General features: G+C 62.3%; 13 protein-coding genes. 1 reads left to right on the top strand and 12 read right to left on the bottom strand.

From position 1 onward, the window contains the following. Window positions 1–55: 55 nt before the first annotated feature. From AAEO81_RS24430 to AAEO81_RS24405, 6 genes are read right to left on the bottom strand one after another with little or no spacing between them, the layout of a single operon-like run. The gene (locus AAEO81_RS24430; protein WP_341959577.1) at window positions 56–1,453 is read right to left on the bottom strand and encodes a sigma-54 dependent transcriptional regulator; all 1,398 of its coding nucleotides are present in this window, start codon (window positions 1,451–1,453) and stop codon (window positions 56–58) included. Then, window positions 1,450–3,219: an ATP-binding protein gene (locus tag AAEO81_RS24425; RefSeq protein ID WP_341959576.1), complete on the bottom strand. Its 1,770-nt coding sequence runs from the start codon at window positions 3,217–3,219 to the stop codon at window positions 1,450–1,452. Before AAEO81_RS24425 ends, AAEO81_RS24430 begins: the two co-directional genes overlap by 4 nt. After that, on the bottom strand, window positions 3,219–4,343 hold the full coding sequence (locus AAEO81_RS24420) for a GNAT family N-acetyltransferase (RefSeq protein ID WP_341959575.1): 1,125 nt from the start codon (window positions 4,341–4,343) through the stop codon (window positions 3,219–3,221). Before AAEO81_RS24420 ends, AAEO81_RS24425 begins: the two co-directional genes overlap by 1 nt. 3 nt (window positions 4,344–4,346) lie before the next feature. Then, window positions 4,347–5,270, bottom strand: coding sequence for an alpha/beta fold hydrolase (locus AAEO81_RS24415; protein ID WP_341959574.1), 924 nt, complete (start codon window positions 5,268–5,270; stop codon window positions 4,347–4,349). Then, window positions 5,267–6,661 (bottom strand): aminotransferase class III-fold pyridoxal phosphate-dependent enzyme, encoded by a 1,395-nt coding sequence (locus AAEO81_RS24410; protein WP_341959573.1) that lies wholly within the window; start codon window positions 6,659–6,661, stop codon window positions 5,267–5,269. The genes AAEO81_RS24415 and AAEO81_RS24410 overlap by 4 nt, the downstream gene beginning before the upstream one ends. Further along, complete coding sequence (locus tag AAEO81_RS24405) at window positions 6,654–7,352, bottom strand: MtnX-like HAD-IB family phosphatase (RefSeq protein WP_341959572.1); 699 nt, start codon at window positions 7,350–7,352, stop codon at window positions 6,654–6,656. Before AAEO81_RS24405 ends, AAEO81_RS24410 begins: the two co-directional genes overlap by 8 nt. Window positions 7,353–7,727: 375 nt before the next feature. On the opposite strand from AAEO81_RS24405, the gene AAEO81_RS24400 reads away from it, so the two are divergent. Beyond that, window positions 7,728–8,594 carry a fatty acid desaturase gene (locus tag AAEO81_RS24400; protein WP_341959571.1) on the top strand — a complete coding sequence of 289 codons (867 nt, stop codon included), beginning with the start codon at window positions 7,728–7,730 and terminating at the stop codon, window positions 8,592–8,594. Between the two features lie 298 nt (window positions 8,595–8,892). Here the strand turns inward: AAEO81_RS24400 and AAEO81_RS24395 are convergent, their stop codons facing one another. The 6 genes from AAEO81_RS24395 to AAEO81_RS24370 all read right to left on the bottom strand — a co-directional run bounded on the left by AAEO81_RS24395 (window position 8,893) and on the right by AAEO81_RS24370 (window position 15,513). After that, the gene (locus AAEO81_RS24395; protein ID WP_341959570.1) at window positions 8,893–9,306 is read right to left on the bottom strand and encodes a transporter; all 414 of its coding nucleotides are present in this window, start codon (window positions 9,304–9,306) and stop codon (window positions 8,893–8,895) included. Then, window positions 9,299–10,459, bottom strand: coding sequence for a GNAT family N-acetyltransferase (locus AAEO81_RS24390; RefSeq protein ID WP_341959569.1), 1,161 nt, complete (start codon window positions 10,457–10,459; stop codon window positions 9,299–9,301). Before AAEO81_RS24390 ends, AAEO81_RS24395 begins: the two co-directional genes overlap by 8 nt. 7 nt (window positions 10,460–10,466) lie before the next feature. Continuing rightward, complete coding sequence (locus AAEO81_RS24385; protein WP_341959568.1) at window positions 10,467–10,841, bottom strand: transporter; 375 nt, start codon at window positions 10,839–10,841, stop codon at window positions 10,467–10,469. Next, window positions 10,838–11,758, bottom strand: coding sequence for an arginase (locus AAEO81_RS24380; RefSeq protein WP_341959567.1), 921 nt, complete (start codon window positions 11,756–11,758; stop codon window positions 10,838–10,840). The genes AAEO81_RS24385 and AAEO81_RS24380 overlap by 4 nt, the downstream gene beginning before the upstream one ends. 406 nt (window positions 11,759–12,164) lie before the next feature. Next, window positions 12,165–13,490 carry a sigma-54 dependent transcriptional regulator gene (locus AAEO81_RS24375; RefSeq protein ID WP_166593481.1) on the bottom strand — a complete coding sequence of 442 codons (1,326 nt, stop codon included), beginning with the start codon at window positions 13,488–13,490 and terminating at the stop codon, window positions 12,165–12,167. Window positions 13,491–13,620: 130 nt separating this feature from the next. After that, window positions 13,621–15,513 (bottom strand): ATP-binding protein, encoded by a 1,893-nt coding sequence (locus tag AAEO81_RS24370; protein WP_341959566.1) that lies wholly within the window; start codon window positions 15,511–15,513, stop codon window positions 13,621–13,623. Window positions 15,514–15,602 lie beyond the last annotated feature (89 nt).

Genomic DNA, 15,602 nt, shown 5'->3' with positions numbered 1-15,602 from the left:
GAATTCGCTCCCACAGGTTTTATGTCCGGCCCGGTAATCGGGTCAAGCAGGGCCGTTAGCGCACAATCTTGTCCACATGAATCTCCAGTTTCTTCAGCCGATACCAGAAGCTGCGCTCGGAGATGCCGATGAGTTGCGCGGCGGCGGCCTGGACGCCGTTGGTTTCTTGGAGGGCGGCGAGGATGTAGGCTTTTTCGACTTCCGCCAGCGCTGCGTCGAGGTCTTTGGGGATGCCGGGGCCTTCGCTGAGAATGCTCAAGGTCGACGAAGACGATTGTCGTGCACCAAACAGATAAGCCGGCAAATCCGACTCTTCGATGGTCGGCGTCGAGGCCACGATAGTCGCGCGTTCGACGCAGTTTTGCAGCTCGCGGATGTTGCCCGGCCACGTGTAGTTGGCCATGGCCAGCAGCGCTTCGGGGCTGAAACCGGTGATGCGTTTACCTGCCGTGGCGCCCAGAACATGGGCGAAATGCCGGGCCAGTGACGGGATGTCCTCGGCCCGTTCGCGCAGGGCAGGCAGAGGGATCGGAAACACGTTGAGGCGGTAGTACAAGTCCTCGCGGAATTCTTTGCGGGCCACCGCGTCGAGCAGGTCTTTGTTGGTGGCCGCGATCACCCGCACATCGACCTTGCGCTCGCGAGGGTCGCCCACCGGCTCGATCACGCGCTCCTGCAGGGCGCGCAGGATTTTTGCCTGCAACGCCAGCGGCATGTCGCCCACTTCGTCGAGGAACAGCGTGCCCTTGTCGGCCTGTTGAAAGCGTCCGACCCGGTCCGACACTGCGCCGGTGAACGCGCCTTTTTTGTGGCCGAACATCTCGCTTTCCAGCAGTCCTTCGGGGATGGCCGCGCAGTTCACCGCGACGAAGGGTTTGTCCGCGCGATTGCCGTGTTTGTGGATGGCCCGTGCGACCATTTCCTTGCCAGTGCCGCTTTCGCCGGTCAGCAGGATCGTTGCGCTGCTTTCACGCACCGAGTCCACTGCTTGCAGCACCCGACGGAATGCCGGGCTTTCACCCACCAGACTCTCGATCTGCTGGTGTTCGTCCAGCTCGGCACGCAGCCGCTGGTTGTCCCGCAGGATGTCCCGGAACTGCAAGGCCTTGTGAACGGTGATGTCCAGCTCGTCGATGTCGAAGGGTTTACTGATGTAGTCGTAGGCGCCGTTGCGCATCGATTGCACGGCATTCTTGACCGTGCTGTAGGCGGTCATGACGATCACCGGCAGCTGCGGAAAACGCTGTTTGATTTCCGCCAGCAGTTGCGGGCCGTCCATGCCGGGCATGCGCCAGTCGCTGATCACCAGATCGATCTCTTCGCGTTCCAGCACCGTCAGGGCGTGCAGGCCGTTGCCGGCGGTGAACACCTGAATGCCGTTCTGGCTAAGGGCCGACGCCAGCAGGTCGCACAGCTTGGGTTCGTCGTCGACCACCAGCACGTTATGGCTCATGCCTGTTCTCCTTCATCGGCCGGCAAGTACAGATTGAACGTGGCGCCCGCGCCCGGTTCGCTCAAGCACTCTACACGGCCATCGTGGTTCTCCATGATGGAAAAGACCTTCGCCAGCCCAAGCCCCGTACCTGACGCCTTGGTGGTCACGAACGGGTTGAAGATGCGATCGATGATGTCCGCATCGATGCCCTGGCCGGTGTCGGACACGCTGATGCGCGTCATGGGCCGTTCGCTGTCGGCCTGACCACGGGCGATGGACAGGGTCAACTGTCCGCCGTCGGGCATGGCGTCAATGGCGTTGAGGATCAGGTTGAGACAGGCCTGGGTCAACTGCCGGGCATCGGCGTAGACCGTCGCGCCGGAGGCCTGTTCTTCGATCAACGCGATGACGTTGTGGTTGTTCAGCTCCGGCGCGCAAAAGCCCAACACGTCTTCCAGCAGCCCGCGGGCGACGAGGGTGGAACGGATCGGCGCGCTCGGTTTGGCGAAATCGAGGAATTCGGTGATCAGGTCGTTGATCCGCGTGACCTCGGAAATCACGTATTCCAAGTGGCGCATGTCGGTTTCCGGCAGGCTGGCGCGGCGGTGCAGCAGTTGCGTGGCGGTCTTGATGATGCCCAGCGGGTTGCGGATTTCGTGGGCCAGCCCCATCGCCACTTCACCGAGGGTGTGCAGCCGGTCGCGCCTGCGCAGTTGCGCTTCCAGATGCTGGAGTTCGCGCAGACGTTCAGTCATGTGGTTGAAAGTCACGCTCAACTCGGCCAGCTCATCGCCGCCGATGACTTCGACCTGACGGTGATAATCCCCGGCAGTGACCGCCCTCACGCCTTCACGCAGACCGCGCAACGGGCGGGTGAGGTGCTGCGAAACCAGCGAGCCGACCCCCAGGGACAGCGCCGAGCCTACCAGGAAAATCGCCAGAAACAGGTTGGTCTGATTGACCAGTCCCACCAGCGACGAGTGCCGCAACAGGCCGCTGAAAATCACCCCTTGCAGCTCGCCGTTGTCGTTGAGGATGGGCGAATACAGGCCGCTGTAACGGGGCGTGGACTGCTCGCTGGCCTCCTTGGTCCTGCGCAGGATGTCCTCGATTTTTGGGGGCACCTGAGGCGGGTGATCTTCGAAACGCTGGGTGGCAAAAATCTCGCCGAACCCTTCCTTGTTGCGCAGATACAGGCGCAGGTCCAGCGAGTGCACATCGGCCACGCTGGTGAGAAAACTGCTGTCCAGGTACGTTGCGATCACCAGCTCGTAATCCACGCCGCCCTCGACGGTATGGAAGGTCGAGACCACGGTGCCCACGGCGCTGCCGCCTTCGTGGATGGTCTGCAAAACGGACTTGGGCGCGAGGCTGATCTGGCTGACGATGTCGTCGGCGGCCGTGGAGAACATGACCTTGTGATCGTCGCTGCGGATCAGCGCCACGACGTCAATGCCCATGGCGTCCGCCACGTCGGCGATCAGCTTGTCACGCTGGTTGCCGGTCTCGACAGTCGAGCGCGTATAGGCCTGGAACAACTGCGCGACCCGAGCGTTGTTGTGCATGATTTCGGTGGTTTCGTCGATGACGATCTTGGTCGATTCCTGCAACCAGATGCGCACGTTGCTATCGAAAATCTGCGACAGCGTGGAGGCCGCCAATTCGGCGGCGATCATCGTCGGAATCACGCTCACCAGCCAGAACGCCAAGACCAGTTTGCGTTGCACGCTCCAACGCGAGAGGGAAAACAGTGAGCGGACGGAGCGTGGCGGGAGTTCAGTCATCAATGGTCGCTTATTGCCGCCGCCAGGGCGGGATCGGTTCGGTCGGGGCTGATCACGCGCTTGATCAGTTTGAGCACGGTGTTCAGCAGCCGGTTGCGGTGACGGAAAAACAGCAGGTTGGGTTCGAAGCGGCAGCCGAAACGGATCTTGCTCGCGTACCCGGCCTGGCCCGCTTCGTACACCGGGATGCGATTGTGGATGCAGTATTCGACATTCGCCAGCCAGCTGCGTGCATAGAGGTTCAGGTCCCGTGTGTGTTCGAGGTCGTGGGCAAAAATCTTGTCGATCAGGCGTTGCTCGTTCAGCAGCATCAGGTTGAACGCCACCAGCCGGTTATCGACCCAGTACAACACGCAGACCGCCCGCTCGCCGAGCTGTTGGAGGATGCGGGTGAAATAGGCCGGGCCGAGCCGTTCGAATTGTAGATCACTGCGCAACAGGGTCGCTTCGTAGAGCTGCATGATGTCTGGCAATACATCGTCGATCTGCCGCCGCCATTCGATCTGCGGCGCCGGTCCGCGCAGGGTGCGACGCAGGTCCTTGCGCGTGGATTTTCCCAACGAGCCGAGGTAGGCGTCCAGCGACGGGTAGGTGACGGGCAACAACGCACTGGGCAGGCTCGGCATCACTTGCAGACCGGCGTTGCGGCAGGTGTTTGCCCACAGATGGTCCTGTTGCGGCGCGTCTTTCACCGCGAGCAGGCCGATGCCCAGACCGTCGGCGTCGTGCCGCGCCCGTTGCAGCAAACGGTCGAACACCGCCTGCCGCTGCGCTGCGGGCACGTGGCTCGCGACCCCGGCATTGCAGCGTTCGGCCACGGGCGAACCCACCGCGTACAGTTGCAAGTCGAACACCCCCGGCCACAGGCGCCTGAGCTTTTCGGTCATGCGTTTGCTGGCCCCTTGCATCGTGGTGTCGAGGCTGTAGCAGGTGTAAAACGCCGGAGCGACACCCAGCAAGCGCGGCCCGTCGAACACGGCCAGGTAGCGCCAGTGAAAGCGCTCGACGCCCGCCTGTTCGACCGCCAGATAAAAATCCCAGTCTTCCAGCTGACCGGGAAAACAGTCATTCCATTCGTCACGATCAATGGACCGGATGCTGGAAAAGGCGTGGGTGCTGATCATGGTTCAGGCCAGTTGTGGATGGTCGTCGGGGGTGATCATTTCGTCATTCGCGAGGGCTTCCTGTGCCGGGATTTCCTTGCGGGGAGCACCTTGCAGTCGGGTTTCGATGAACGACGCGGTCAGGTCGATGACCTGCCGGTATTCGAGGTCCACGGTGATCATGTGATAGCAGTTGTCGAGCAGCACCTTGACCACCGGCCCGCCCAGTCGCCGCTCCACGTAATCGGCGTTCCAGCGGCTGGTGATGTCGTCTTCCAGCGAATGCAGCACCAGCGTCGGCGTGGTCACCTTGGGCATGTGGCGCTTGACCACGGCAATCAGCCGATGCAGCTCGCGAACGCTGATGCCGGACATGGTCAACAGCCCTGCGTTGCTGCTTTCGCCTTCCTTCATCTGTTTTTCGACGATGGCGCGCAGTCGCGGATTCTTGATGCCGTAGGGCGGCTTTTCGTTGAAGCGGCACAGGTGCACGCCGAACGGCAGCATCATGTAGAAATGGGTGAATTTGGCCACGAACGGCATGTTCCAGCCGTCGTAGCGCAAGGTCGTGGAATACAGCAGCAGCCCGGCGATTTCACCGGGGTGCTGCGCGGCCATGTGCATCGACATCACGGCACCCATCGACAGCCCGCCGACGAACACCTGAGCGTGGCGCTGGCGCACGCCGACGAAGGTTCGCCGGGCGCTTTCATACCAGTCGGTCCAGACCGTGCGTTGCAGGTCGTCGTTGTTGCCGCAGTGCCCGGCCAGGGTCGGCACGTACACCGTGCAGCCCCTGTCGGCCAAGCCCTGGGCCACCCGACGCAACTCCGTCGGGGTGCCGGTCAGGCCGTGGATGAGCAATACCCCCACGGGGCCGTTGCCGAGAATGAACCCGGCATCGCCTTCGCCCATGTCGATCGCGGGGTGCGAGGGCGTCGGGCTCATCGTTTCATGGCCCGGTGCAGGAGGCGGTCGAGCAGGGCGATGCCCAGGTCGATTTCCGGGTAGCTGATTTCCAGCGACGGCGCGAGGGTGATCACGTTCTTGTAGTAACCGCCCACGTCGAGCACCAGACCCAGGCGTTTGCCGTCGATCTCGATGTCGCCTTTCATGCCTTCTTCGACCATGAAATCCAAGGTCGCCTTGTCTGGCGTGAAGCCGTCCGCCTGACAGATTTCAGCCCGCAGGGCCAGGCCCAGGCCGTCGACGTCACCAATGATCGGGTAGCGTTTTTGCAAGTCGCGCAGACCTTCGAGGAAGTATTTGCCCTTATTCATGACCATCGCGCCGTAGTCGACTTCGGAGGTCATCTTGAACATCTCCAGACCCACGGCCGTGCCCAGCGGGTTGGACGCGAAGGTGGAATGGGTCGAACCTGGCGGGAAGATTGTCGGGTTGATCAATTCTTCGCGGGCCCAGATGCCGCCCAGCGGGTTGAGGCCGTTGGTCAGCGCCTTGCCGAACACGATCACGTCGGGTTTGACGTCGAAGTGTTCGATCGACCACAGCTTGCCGGTGCGGTAGAAGCCCATCTGGATTTCATCGACGACCATCAAGATGCCGTGCTGATCGAGCACGTGCTTGAGTTCGCTGTAGAAGTTCATCGGCGGAATCACGTAGCCGCCGGTGCCCTGAATCGGCTCGACGTAAAACGCGGCGTACTCGCTCTGGCCAACTTTCGGGTCCCACACGCCGTTGTATTCAGTCTCGAACAGACGGGCGAATTGCTGCACGCAATAGCTGCCGTATTCTTCCTTGGTCATGCCTTTCGGGCCGCGGAAGTGGTACGGGAACGGGATGAACTGCGCACGCTCGCCGAAGTGTCCGTAGCGGCGCCGATAGCGGTAGCTGGAGGTGATCGACGACGCGCCGAGGGTGCGGCCGTGGTAGCCGCCTTCGAAGGCGAACATCAGGCTTTTGCCGTTGCTGGCGTTACGCACGACTTTCAACGAGTCCTCGATGGACTGCGAGCCACCGACGTTGAAGTGCACTCGACCGTCCAGGCCGAACTTGTTCTTGGCGTCGACAGCGATGCGCTCCGACAGCTCGATCTTGCCCTTGTGCAGGTACTGGCTGGCGATCTGCGGCAGGGTGTCGATCTGTTGTTTCAGCGCGTTGTTCAGGCGCGGGTTGGCGTAGCCGAAGTTCACCGCCGAGTACCACATCTGCAGGTCGAGGTAGGCCTGATCGCTGGTGTCGTAGACGTACGAACCTTCGCAGCGGCTGAAAATGCGCGGTGGGTCGATGTAGTGAACGGTGTCGCCAAACGAGCAGTATTTGGCTTCTTTTTCCAGAAGGATCTGGTCTTCGGCGGTGGCGATGCGGATATCAGACATGGTGGAAGCGTTCCTGGGATTCGGTAGAGAGATGAGCGACCGGCGCGGGCAGGCTGTGCGGCAGCAGGGCCAGCATCGCGGGGAGTTCGGCGAAGGATTCGAAGCGCGCGTGGGGGATGCCGTTGTGCGCGCAGTGGTCGGCCAGGCGGCCTTTGGCGAAGACGAAATCAGCGGTGCTGGCCGCGCACATGTCGGACTTGCCATCGCCGATCACCAGCACGCGTTTGTCGTTCGGCGTGGATTTGCATTTGCAGTTGCCCGACGCGGCCCGGCAGGCGTCGCTGGCGTGGGGGAACACGATGCGCCAGCTGTTCTGGTCCACTTGCCGCAGGCCGTTGGCGATGATTGGCAACAGGGGAATCTGGTGACGGGACAGAATCCGCGCGATGCCTTGTTCGAGGCCGTCACTGACGATGTCCAGGGTGAAGCCCAGGCCGAGGACGTGTTCGACGAAGGTCGGGAAGTCCGGGTCGATGGTCACGCTGTCGAAGTAGTCCAGCAGTTGCGCGGGGTAGGCCTTGACCAGCGCGAGCTGGCGGCTGAGGCATTCACGCGAACCCATGCGACCGCTGAGCCATTCGTCTTCGATGTCGGCCCAACTGGGGTCGGCGAAGCGTTCGAGAATGTTGTCGATCACGTCGGTCGGCGTGATCGTCCCGTCGAAATCACACACGATATGCCAATGCATCATCTGCGTTTGCCTGTCTTGTCCAAAGAGAGAGCGAGGCGAGGGAGTCGCCGTGTCGCTCGTGAGAGGGCAAGAGCAGGGACTGTGCCAAAGGCCTGAAAGCCCGGTGGGCAGGGGCGCTGGCGGGTGTCGACGAAAAAGCGAGGGGTGTGAAGCTACAATTTTTGTAGGTCGCTACAAACAACATCAGTGCTTGCGCTGACAGCGACCCTTGGGGGGCCTGGTGGGATCGGCCGCCGACAGCAGCATCGTTCGCCAGCAAGGCCACGTGAATCACGGCGAGCTGGACGTCGCCGTGGCGTATCACTTCAAGTAGCGGGCGGGTTGGTCTGGCCCTTGCAATGAGCCGAAGCACTCACCGTTTCGAGGAAGTTCTTCATGGCTCGTCCCGTTTACCGCTGGCTCGCGTATTCACTCTGGGACATTGTCCCGATTGCCATGGCGCTGGCCCATTTCGCATTCGTGATGTGGTTGGTCGTAGCCTTCCACGGCTTGTCGTGGTGGGCCATCGTGCCGCTGGCGCTGGTGTACGCCGTCAGCCTGTCGTGGAGCATCAACAGCATCTCGCACAACCAGATTCACAACCCGTACTTTACCCATAAGTCGATGAACCGGGCGTTCGACCTGCTGCTGTCGGTGACCATCGGGTTTTCCCAGACCCTGTACCGCGACATCCACAACCGCCATCACCGCGGCAACTCGGATCGCCCCGACGAAAAGGGCGACACCGTAGACCCACTGTCGATCTACCGCTATGGCCACAACGGCGAACCTGAAGCCCTGTGGCGTTATGTGTTCCTCAGCGCGTTTCGTGACGAGCCGAAGAGCTATTACGAAGAAATGAAGCGTAAACATCCGGATGACGCGCGCTGGGCCAGGGTTGAAATCTACGTGACCCTCGCGGCCTACCTGCTGCTGGCGATCTATGACTGGCATGCCGTGCTGTGGCTGGTGCCGTTCTGGTACCTGGGGCAGTCGTTGTCTTCCCTGAACGGCTATTACGAGCACCTCGGTGGCAATCCTGACTTGCCGATCGCCTGGGGCGTGAGTTCGTACAGCGCGCTGTACAACGTCATCTGGATGAACAACGGCTACCACGCCGAACACCACTACCGCCCGAAAATGCACTGGACCAAAGTCAAGGCCTTCCACAAGGAGATCAAGGACCAGCAGCGGATGATGGGCGTGAAAGAAATCCCCGTGTCCCATGGGTTAGGTTTTTTGGTGGACCATTCCAAGACCTGATGCATTTCTTTTGTAGCAGTCCGGCGAAAACACCGCACCCCGTAGGAGCTGGCTTGCCTGCGATCTGGCGCGCAGCGGCAGTAAGGTCGGTGTGTGCGGTGTGTGCGGTGTGTCAGGCAGGTTGAAGGCGTCAGGTTTTGCTGCCGGTACCCGGCAGATCGCAGGCAAGCCAGCTCCTACGGCCTCCGGCCAGAATCAAAAGCTAGCCCAGAGTCGTACCGTAATTTGCGTCGGCCAAAGCCTGTAGCAGCGCGGCTCGCCGGCGGTGGCGTTTGTGGGTCGCTGTCGCTACAGAGGGTTAATGCTCCCCCTCCGCCAACAGCGCAATCCCGCCGATGATCACCCACACGCCCAGCCAGTGCAGGGCGCTGATGTGTTCGTCGAGACCCAGCCACGACCCCAGCAGCACCACCACGAACACCAGCGAGCTGAGCGGGAAGGCCAGTGACAGGCTGCTGCGCCGCAGGATCAGCATCCAGCTCAGGAACGAACCGATGTAGCAGCCGACTGCCGCCAGCACGGCGATGTTGGTCAGCGCCGCCCGCAGCCAGTCGAGGCCGAACGGCATTGCGGCCAGTCCATCGCCCCCCAGTTTCAAGGCGATTTGCGCCGCGCTCTCGGTGCCGATCAACAGGCACCACAGGCCGATGGTCGCAGCCCGGCCTTCCAGCCAGCGCCAGGCGGGTTTTTGATTCAAGGTCTGCTCACTCATCGTCGGTATTCCTGATGACCACAGTCGATTGATCCAGCCCGGCCTTGCGCAGCAGCCACCCCAGTACACGGGTGACCCACAGGCGGCGGTGGCGGACGTAATGATCGTTACCCAGCAGTTGGCAGCCCAGCCGCAGCTTCTCGCCATACGCCGCCTGACTCGCCTCGAACGCCGGGATGCCGTGTTCGATGCAGCGCTGCACGTGGGCCAGCCAAGTGCGGTGGTAGAGGTTATGTTCGCGGGCGGCGGCACCTTCGGAGGCGAAGACCTTGTCGATCTGTCGCGCGCCATCCCCTAACAGCAGATTGAAGCCGATCAGCGTGTCGTCGGACCAGAACAGGTAGCAGGTCGCGCGCTCGCCCAGCTTGGCGAGCACGGCGCGGAAATAGTCGGCGGTCAGCGGTTCGATCTCCTCGCCACTGCGTGCCACGGTGTCGGCGTACAGCGCCAGCATGCGCTCGATCACGTCTTCCACCTGATGTTGTCGCGCCTCGATGCGCAGGTTCGACGGCGCCTTGAGCTTGCGTTTCAGGCCCTTGCGAATTATCCGGCTCAAGCTGGCGAGATAGCCTTCCAGCCCTGTGAACGGTAATGGGAGCGAGGTTCTCGGCATCCCCGCCACGCGAACGAAATCCAGATGTTCCAGAGCGCTGCGCAGCGTCACGCGCTCTTCGGCCACGTCCTTGAACAGGTACAGCCACGTGCCTTCCAGACGTGATTGCCGATGCAGCGCGTCGATCAGAACCTGCAGAATCTCGGGCGTGCGCGCCAGCCAGTCCGGGGCGCAGGCGATGGAGCAGGTCTCGGTGACCGGCGAACCCACTGCCAGAATCGGCACTGAAAAATGGCCGAGCAATCTGACGAGCACGCCGTCCAGCAGGTGACTCAGCTTCAACCGGTCGCGATACGCCGGTGCTACCGCGATCAGTCGCTGGCCGTCGCGAATCATGAAATAGCGCGGCTCGATGCCGGGCAGTCCGCTGTCTTCAATGGCCGCGTAATAGTCGTAGCCTTCCAGCGGGTCGCTGTCGAGCTGTGCCCACTCGCTGCGGCTGACCCGGTGGATGCTGTGACTGACCTCGACGCTTAACGCCGAGCGGTCGCTCAACGTGATCGCAGAGGCCTGTTCGGGAATGAATTGAATGTGTGTCATGACCACCTCACGCGCCTGTGGCGCACACCAACATGACGCCCGCCGTGATGACCAGCGTGCCGAGCCAGCGACGGCGGCTGACCCGCTCGCCGAGGACCAGCCGCCCACCCAGCACCACGCCCACGTAACTCAGGCTCGCCGCCGGAAACACCAGGCTGAGCGGCGCCAGGGACAGCACGAACAGCCAGGTGATGAACTCGACCACATAAGCGCCGACGCCGAACCAGAGCATCGGCGCGCCCGCGATCTGCACCCAGAAACTGCGCAGGCGAAACCCGCCTTCTTGCGCGGGCAGACGATCCAGGCCGATCTTGAACGCCAGTTGGCCGATCACGTCCAGCAGGATCGAAAACGCCGTCAGCAGCACCACAGTCGGGGTCATGGAAACAGCTCCTCGAACAGTGTGATCAATGCCGCATTGGTCTCGGCGTTGCGCGCAATGTCCGCGTCGCTCCAGCGTTCGGCAGGTGGCTGATCGGATTTTGCCTCCCAGCGTTTGAGCGGATTGCTGAACGCGGGCGGGGCGAACTCGCCGCAGACATCGATCCCCAACACCCGTGTTTGCGCGGCCAGGGCACGAATCGCGTCGAGCAAATGGGTGAGGCGCATGCCGCCTTGGTCCCAATTGGTCGCAGCGTCTTCGCTGGCCAGCACGTCTTTGTCGATGGTGATCCACACGGCGTCGGTGGGCAGGCTCGCCACCAGTTGTTCGAGGAAAACCGGCCAGTCCACATCGGCCAGGTTGTGCCAGTGCAAGTGGCCGTCCATCTGCCGATGTCCGGGGCCGTCGCCGATCTTGCCCCAGACTTTCGAGGGCGGATGGCGCCACGGAAACAGCTGCAGATCGCCGCGCTTCAATGCCCCGAGGTTGCCGCCCTTGAGCTGTGGGCTTTGCAGGTCGTCGCTGCACGGCCCGAGGGTGATGATGCGTCTGACATTGGGCAGCTTCAGCGCCCGGTTGACCCAGGACCCGCAGTGGCGCCGGGGGGCGAAATGCACCCAGTCCGGGTGATTGTCGAAGTGGATCAGTGTGATCGGCTCGGGGAGATCGGCGAGCAGGGCAGTGGTCAGGTGGTGATAGTCACCGGAGCCGACGAAGAAGATTTCCGGCCGATTGCCCAGCGGTCGCGCACGATGGCTCAGGTGCCCGGCAAAACGTTGGTAATGGGTTTCCGTGGACCAGAGCCGCAACACCGGCCCTAACGCCAGCAAATCCAAGCGTATCGCCCGGCCGTCATGCAGTCGCTCCTTGATCGGCGCCTGCTGCGTCAGGCTGTGATCGAGATCGAGAATGTTCAAGGTTGCCTTCACCCCAGAAATGCCGCCCCTGACACCGGGTTCATGGTCATGAACACCGGCCGGGCGGGCCTTTCAGGGGAAGTGCAAAGGGTGGGCCAAGGGGTTGAATGGGGGCTGAACAGGCCTGGGGAAACGTATGCCTTGTAGGAGCGCGCTTGACCGCGATTGCGTTGGATGGGGCCCGCTTGGGCGCCCGGACTGACGCAATCGCGGGATCGCCATCTGTAGGAGCGTGGCTTGTCCCGCGCTCGGTCGGGAACCGGCCGTAGAATCTGAGCACGCGGTCTTTCAGGTGTACCGAGTCATCGGTTTTGCTGCCGCTGCGCAGCAGATCGCGGGACAAGCCACGCTCCTACAGAGACCGCGTACCTCAACCCCAGCCACGTTCCTGCAACGAACGCGTATCTCACCCCAACCCGTATTTCTTCACCTTGTCGAACAGCGTGGTCTTGGCCATGCCCAGTTCCTGGCTCGCCTGACTGAGATTGCCGCCGCTGCGCAGCAAGGCCTCGCTGAGCAGGTTTTTTTCGAAGGCTTCCACCGCCTCGGAAAACCCCAGGCTCTGGCTCAGGGCCGCGACGCCGGTTTTCTTGAACGCTGGCAGCCCCAAGGCATAACGCTCGGCGACGTTGCGCAGTTCTCGCACGTTGCCCGGCCAGTCGTGGCTCATCAGAGCGGAAACGGTGTGCGGGTCCAGTTGCGGCGGCTCGCGGTCGAAGCGCAGGGACGAGAGCTGCAGAAAGTGTTCGAACAATTGCAGGATGTCTTCGCGACGCTCACGCAACGGTGGCAATTCCAGGGTCACCACGTTAAGGCGGTAATACAGGTCGCTGCGAAACTGGCTGGCCTTGCTCAGCTCATTGAGGTCGGATTTGGTCGCCGCGATCACCCGGCAATCCACCGCGACACTCTGGTTCGAACCGAGGCGCTCCAGCGTGCGTTCCTGCAACACCCGCAGCAATTTGATCTGCAGGTTGATCGGCATGCTTTCCACTTCATCGAGAAACAGCGTGCCGTTGTGGGCGTGCTCAATCTTGCCAATGCGCCGTTTGCCCGCGCCGGTGAAGGCGTTGGCTTCGTGGCCGAAAATTTCGCTTTCGAACAGGTTCTCCGGCAGCCCACCACAGTTCAGCGCGACGAACTGATTGGAGTGCCGCCGGCTGAAGTCGTGGAGGCAGCGGGCGACCAGTTCCTTGCCCGTGCCGGTTTCACCTTCGATCAACACGTTGGCTGAGGTGTCCGCGACGTTGGTGATCAGCGCGCGCAGGTTCTGCATGGCCGGTGAGCGACCGATGATCTTGCCTTCCAGCGAGTCGCGTTCGGCCAGTTGCCGACGCAGCGATGAGACTTCCCGCGCAAGCCCGCGGTGTTCCAGGGCGCGGCGTGCGACGTCCACCAGCCGCTCGGGGGAGAAGGGTTTTTCCATGAAGTCGTAGGCACCGTCGCGCATGGCACCGACCGCCATCGACACATCGCCGTGGCCGGTGATCAGCACCACCGGCAGGCTGCGGTCGCGTTCTTTCAGGCGCTTGAGCAATTCCAGCCCGTCGATGCCTGGCAAACGAATGTCGCTGATGACGATCCCGGCAAAGTTGTCGCCCACCATCGCCAACGCCTCTTCGGCACTGCCCACGCCCTGGCTGTGGATGTCTTCCAGTGCGAGTGCCTGCTGGCAGCCGAGCAGGACGTGGGGGTCATCTTCGACGATGAGGACGGTCAGTTCAGTGTTCATGTGCAAATCCAATGCGTCAGCGTTGCCTTCATCGCGAATGAACTCGCTCCCACAGACAGAACGCATGCCGCTGTGGGAGCGGATTCATCCGCGAACTTTTTTCGGCCGACGATAATGTCCGAAAAGTACGTCATACCTTCGCCGCCCCACCGTCCACCAATGGCAACACCAACACAAACATCGTGCCGCCTTCCGCCGGGTCTTCGGCGTTCAAGCTGCCCCCGGCGGCGGCTGCGAGGCTGGCGGAGAGGGTCAAGCCCAGCCCCAGCCCTTGTTCGCCGGGCTTGGTGGTGAAAAACGGTTCGAACAGGTGCTTGCGCGCTTCGGCGTCGATCCCGTGACCGTTGTCGCGCACGCGCAGGCGGTAACGGCCTTCGCACAGGTCGCCTTGCAGCCACAGCACCGGCAGCGGTTGCGCCTGCATGGCGTCCAGCGCGTTGCCAATCAGGTTGACCAGAATCTGCTCCAGCCGCGTCTGGTCGATGGCGAGTTCGACGTCGTCGAAGGCCTGATGCAATTCCAGCGCGCTGTTTTCCAGACGTCCGCCGAGCACCTGCAATGACGCATCCACCGCTTTGGCCAGCGAGGCCTGGCCCTTGTCTTCCCCGCGTCGGGCAAAAGCGCGCAGGCTGGCGGTGATGCGGCCCATGCGATCGACCAGATCGTTGATCGTGCGCAGGTTGGTGCTCGCCGTATCCAGCGCACCGCGTTCGATGAACCGCACCGTGTTCCCGGACAACGTACGCAGAGCGGCCAGCGGCTGATTGAGTTCGTGGGCGATGCTGGTGGACATCTGCCCGATGGCCGCGAGTTTGCCCGCCTGCACCAATTCGTCCTGGGCCTGTCGCAAGGTTTCTTCGGCCTGACGCCGCTCGCGAATCTGACCCTTGAGGCGTTCGTTGCTGGCGCGCAGGTCGGCGGTGCGTTCGGTAATCCGACGTTCCAGTTCGTTGTTGGCTTCTTCCAGCGCTTCACGGGCCGCGAGGCGGGTCGAAATCACCTTGCGCCGCTCGTTCCAGGCGATCAGCAAAAACATCGCCAGCGCGCAGGCCACGGCCACCAGCATGCCTTGATTGGCCGCTTCACGCCGCAAATCCTCCAGCGGAGTCAGCAGCGTCAGGTGCCACGGCGTGTCGGCCAGGTCCCGGGTTTGCGCGAGGTAGCTGACGGCCGTGTGTTCGTGGTCGACGCTGACGTTGGCCGGGAAGGTCAACTTCTCTACCCCGTCCGAGATCAGCTCGCGTTCCAGCGGCACCAGCTCGTTGAGCGGCCACCAGTAATATTGCAGGCTGCGCGCCAGCCGCTCCTTGATTTGCGGGGTCAGGGGGCGAACCGATTTCAGTCGTCGCGCCGGGTCGCTGGACAGAATGATGATGCCGTTTTCATCGCTGACGAAGGCTTCCAGACGCGCCCGTTGCCAGCGCTCTTCCAGCGCTTCGAGGCGCACTTTGATCACGGCCACGCCGATGATCTTGCCTTTCTCTTCCAGCCCGTGGGCGAGGTAGTAACCCGGCTCCCCGGTGGTGCTGCCGATGCCGTAGAAGCGGCCCGGCAACCCGCGAATCGCGTCCTGATAATAGGCGCGGAACGACAGGTCTTCGCCGAGGTAGCTGTCGGCGTCGCGCCAGTTGCTGGTGGCCAGCACGCGGCCGGTGGTGTCGAGGACGTAGATCGCGCGGCTGCGGCTGCGGCGATTCAGGCCTTCGAGGTAATCGTTGACCTTCGAGCGCAACTCCGGCGACGGGTCGTTGAGCAGGTCCGAGACATTGGATTCGAGCTCCAGCACGCTGGGCAGGTAGTTGTATTTGTTGATTTCGCTTTCGACGGTGCGGGCGTGCAGTTCGAGCTGCCGTTCGCCGTTTTCGCCGAGGGCCTTGATGGCGTTCTTTTCGCTGTACAGATAGGTGACGTAGCCGAGCGCGATCATCAGCAGAATGATCAGCGGCGGCAGAAGCAGGTGGCGTATCAGGCGGGGTTTCACGGCAAGTGATGGCGGCGCGCTAAGAGGTGGATCGCATTTCATCACAGTCGTCCTGGACCGACCAGCTGCCCGTGTCATTGATAGCGACACCGACAGCCAGTGGTTTTTTGCCCTTTTGGGGCGTTGCCCTC

This window comes from Pseudomonas sp. RC10 (genome assembly GCF_038397775.1).
In the GTDB taxonomy this organism is placed as follows: Bacteria; Pseudomonadota; Gammaproteobacteria; order Pseudomonadales; family Pseudomonadaceae; genus Aquipseudomonas; species Aquipseudomonas bambusae.
Note: the sequence above shows the minus strand (reverse complement) of the source record. Positions and strands in the feature narration are given on the sequence as shown.

Coding starts and splice junctions, on each gene's coding strand:
- AAEO81_RS24430 (WP_341959577.1), bottom strand. CDS start 1,453: ATGAGCCATAACGTGCTGGTGGTCGACGACGAACCCAAGCTGTGCGAC.
- AAEO81_RS24425 (WP_341959576.1), bottom strand. CDS start 3,219: ATGACTGAACTCCCGCCACGCTCCGTCCGCTCACTGTTTTCCCTCTCG.
- AAEO81_RS24420 (WP_341959575.1), bottom strand. CDS start 4,343: ATGATCAGCACCCACGCCTTTTCCAGCATCCGGTCCATTGATCGTGAC.
- AAEO81_RS24415 (WP_341959574.1), bottom strand. CDS start 5,270: ATGAGCCCGACGCCCTCGCACCCCGCGATCGACATGGGCGAAGGCGAT.
- AAEO81_RS24410 (WP_341959573.1), bottom strand. CDS start 6,661: ATGTCTGATATCCGCATCGCCACCGCCGAAGACCAGATCCTTCTGGAA.
- AAEO81_RS24405 (WP_341959572.1), bottom strand. CDS start 7,352: ATGATGCATTGGCATATCGTGTGTGATTTCGACGGGACGATCACGCCG.
- AAEO81_RS24400 (WP_341959571.1), top strand. CDS start 7,728: ATGGCTCGTCCCGTTTACCGCTGGCTCGCGTATTCACTCTGGGACATT.
- AAEO81_RS24395 (WP_341959570.1), bottom strand. CDS start 9,306: ATGAGTGAGCAGACCTTGAATCAAAAACCCGCCTGGCGCTGGCTGGAA.
- AAEO81_RS24390 (WP_341959569.1), bottom strand. CDS start 10,459: ATGACACACATTCAATTCATTCCCGAACAGGCCTCTGCGATCACGTTG.
- AAEO81_RS24385 (WP_341959568.1), bottom strand. CDS start 10,841: ATGACCCCGACTGTGGTGCTGCTGACGGCGTTTTCGATCCTGCTGGAC.
- AAEO81_RS24375 (WP_166593481.1), bottom strand. CDS start 13,490: ATGAACACTGAACTGACCGTCCTCATCGTCGAAGATGACCCCCACGTC.
- AAEO81_RS24370 (WP_341959566.1), bottom strand. CDS start 15,513: ATGAAATGCGATCCACCTCTTAGCGCGCCGCCATCACTTGCCGTGAAA.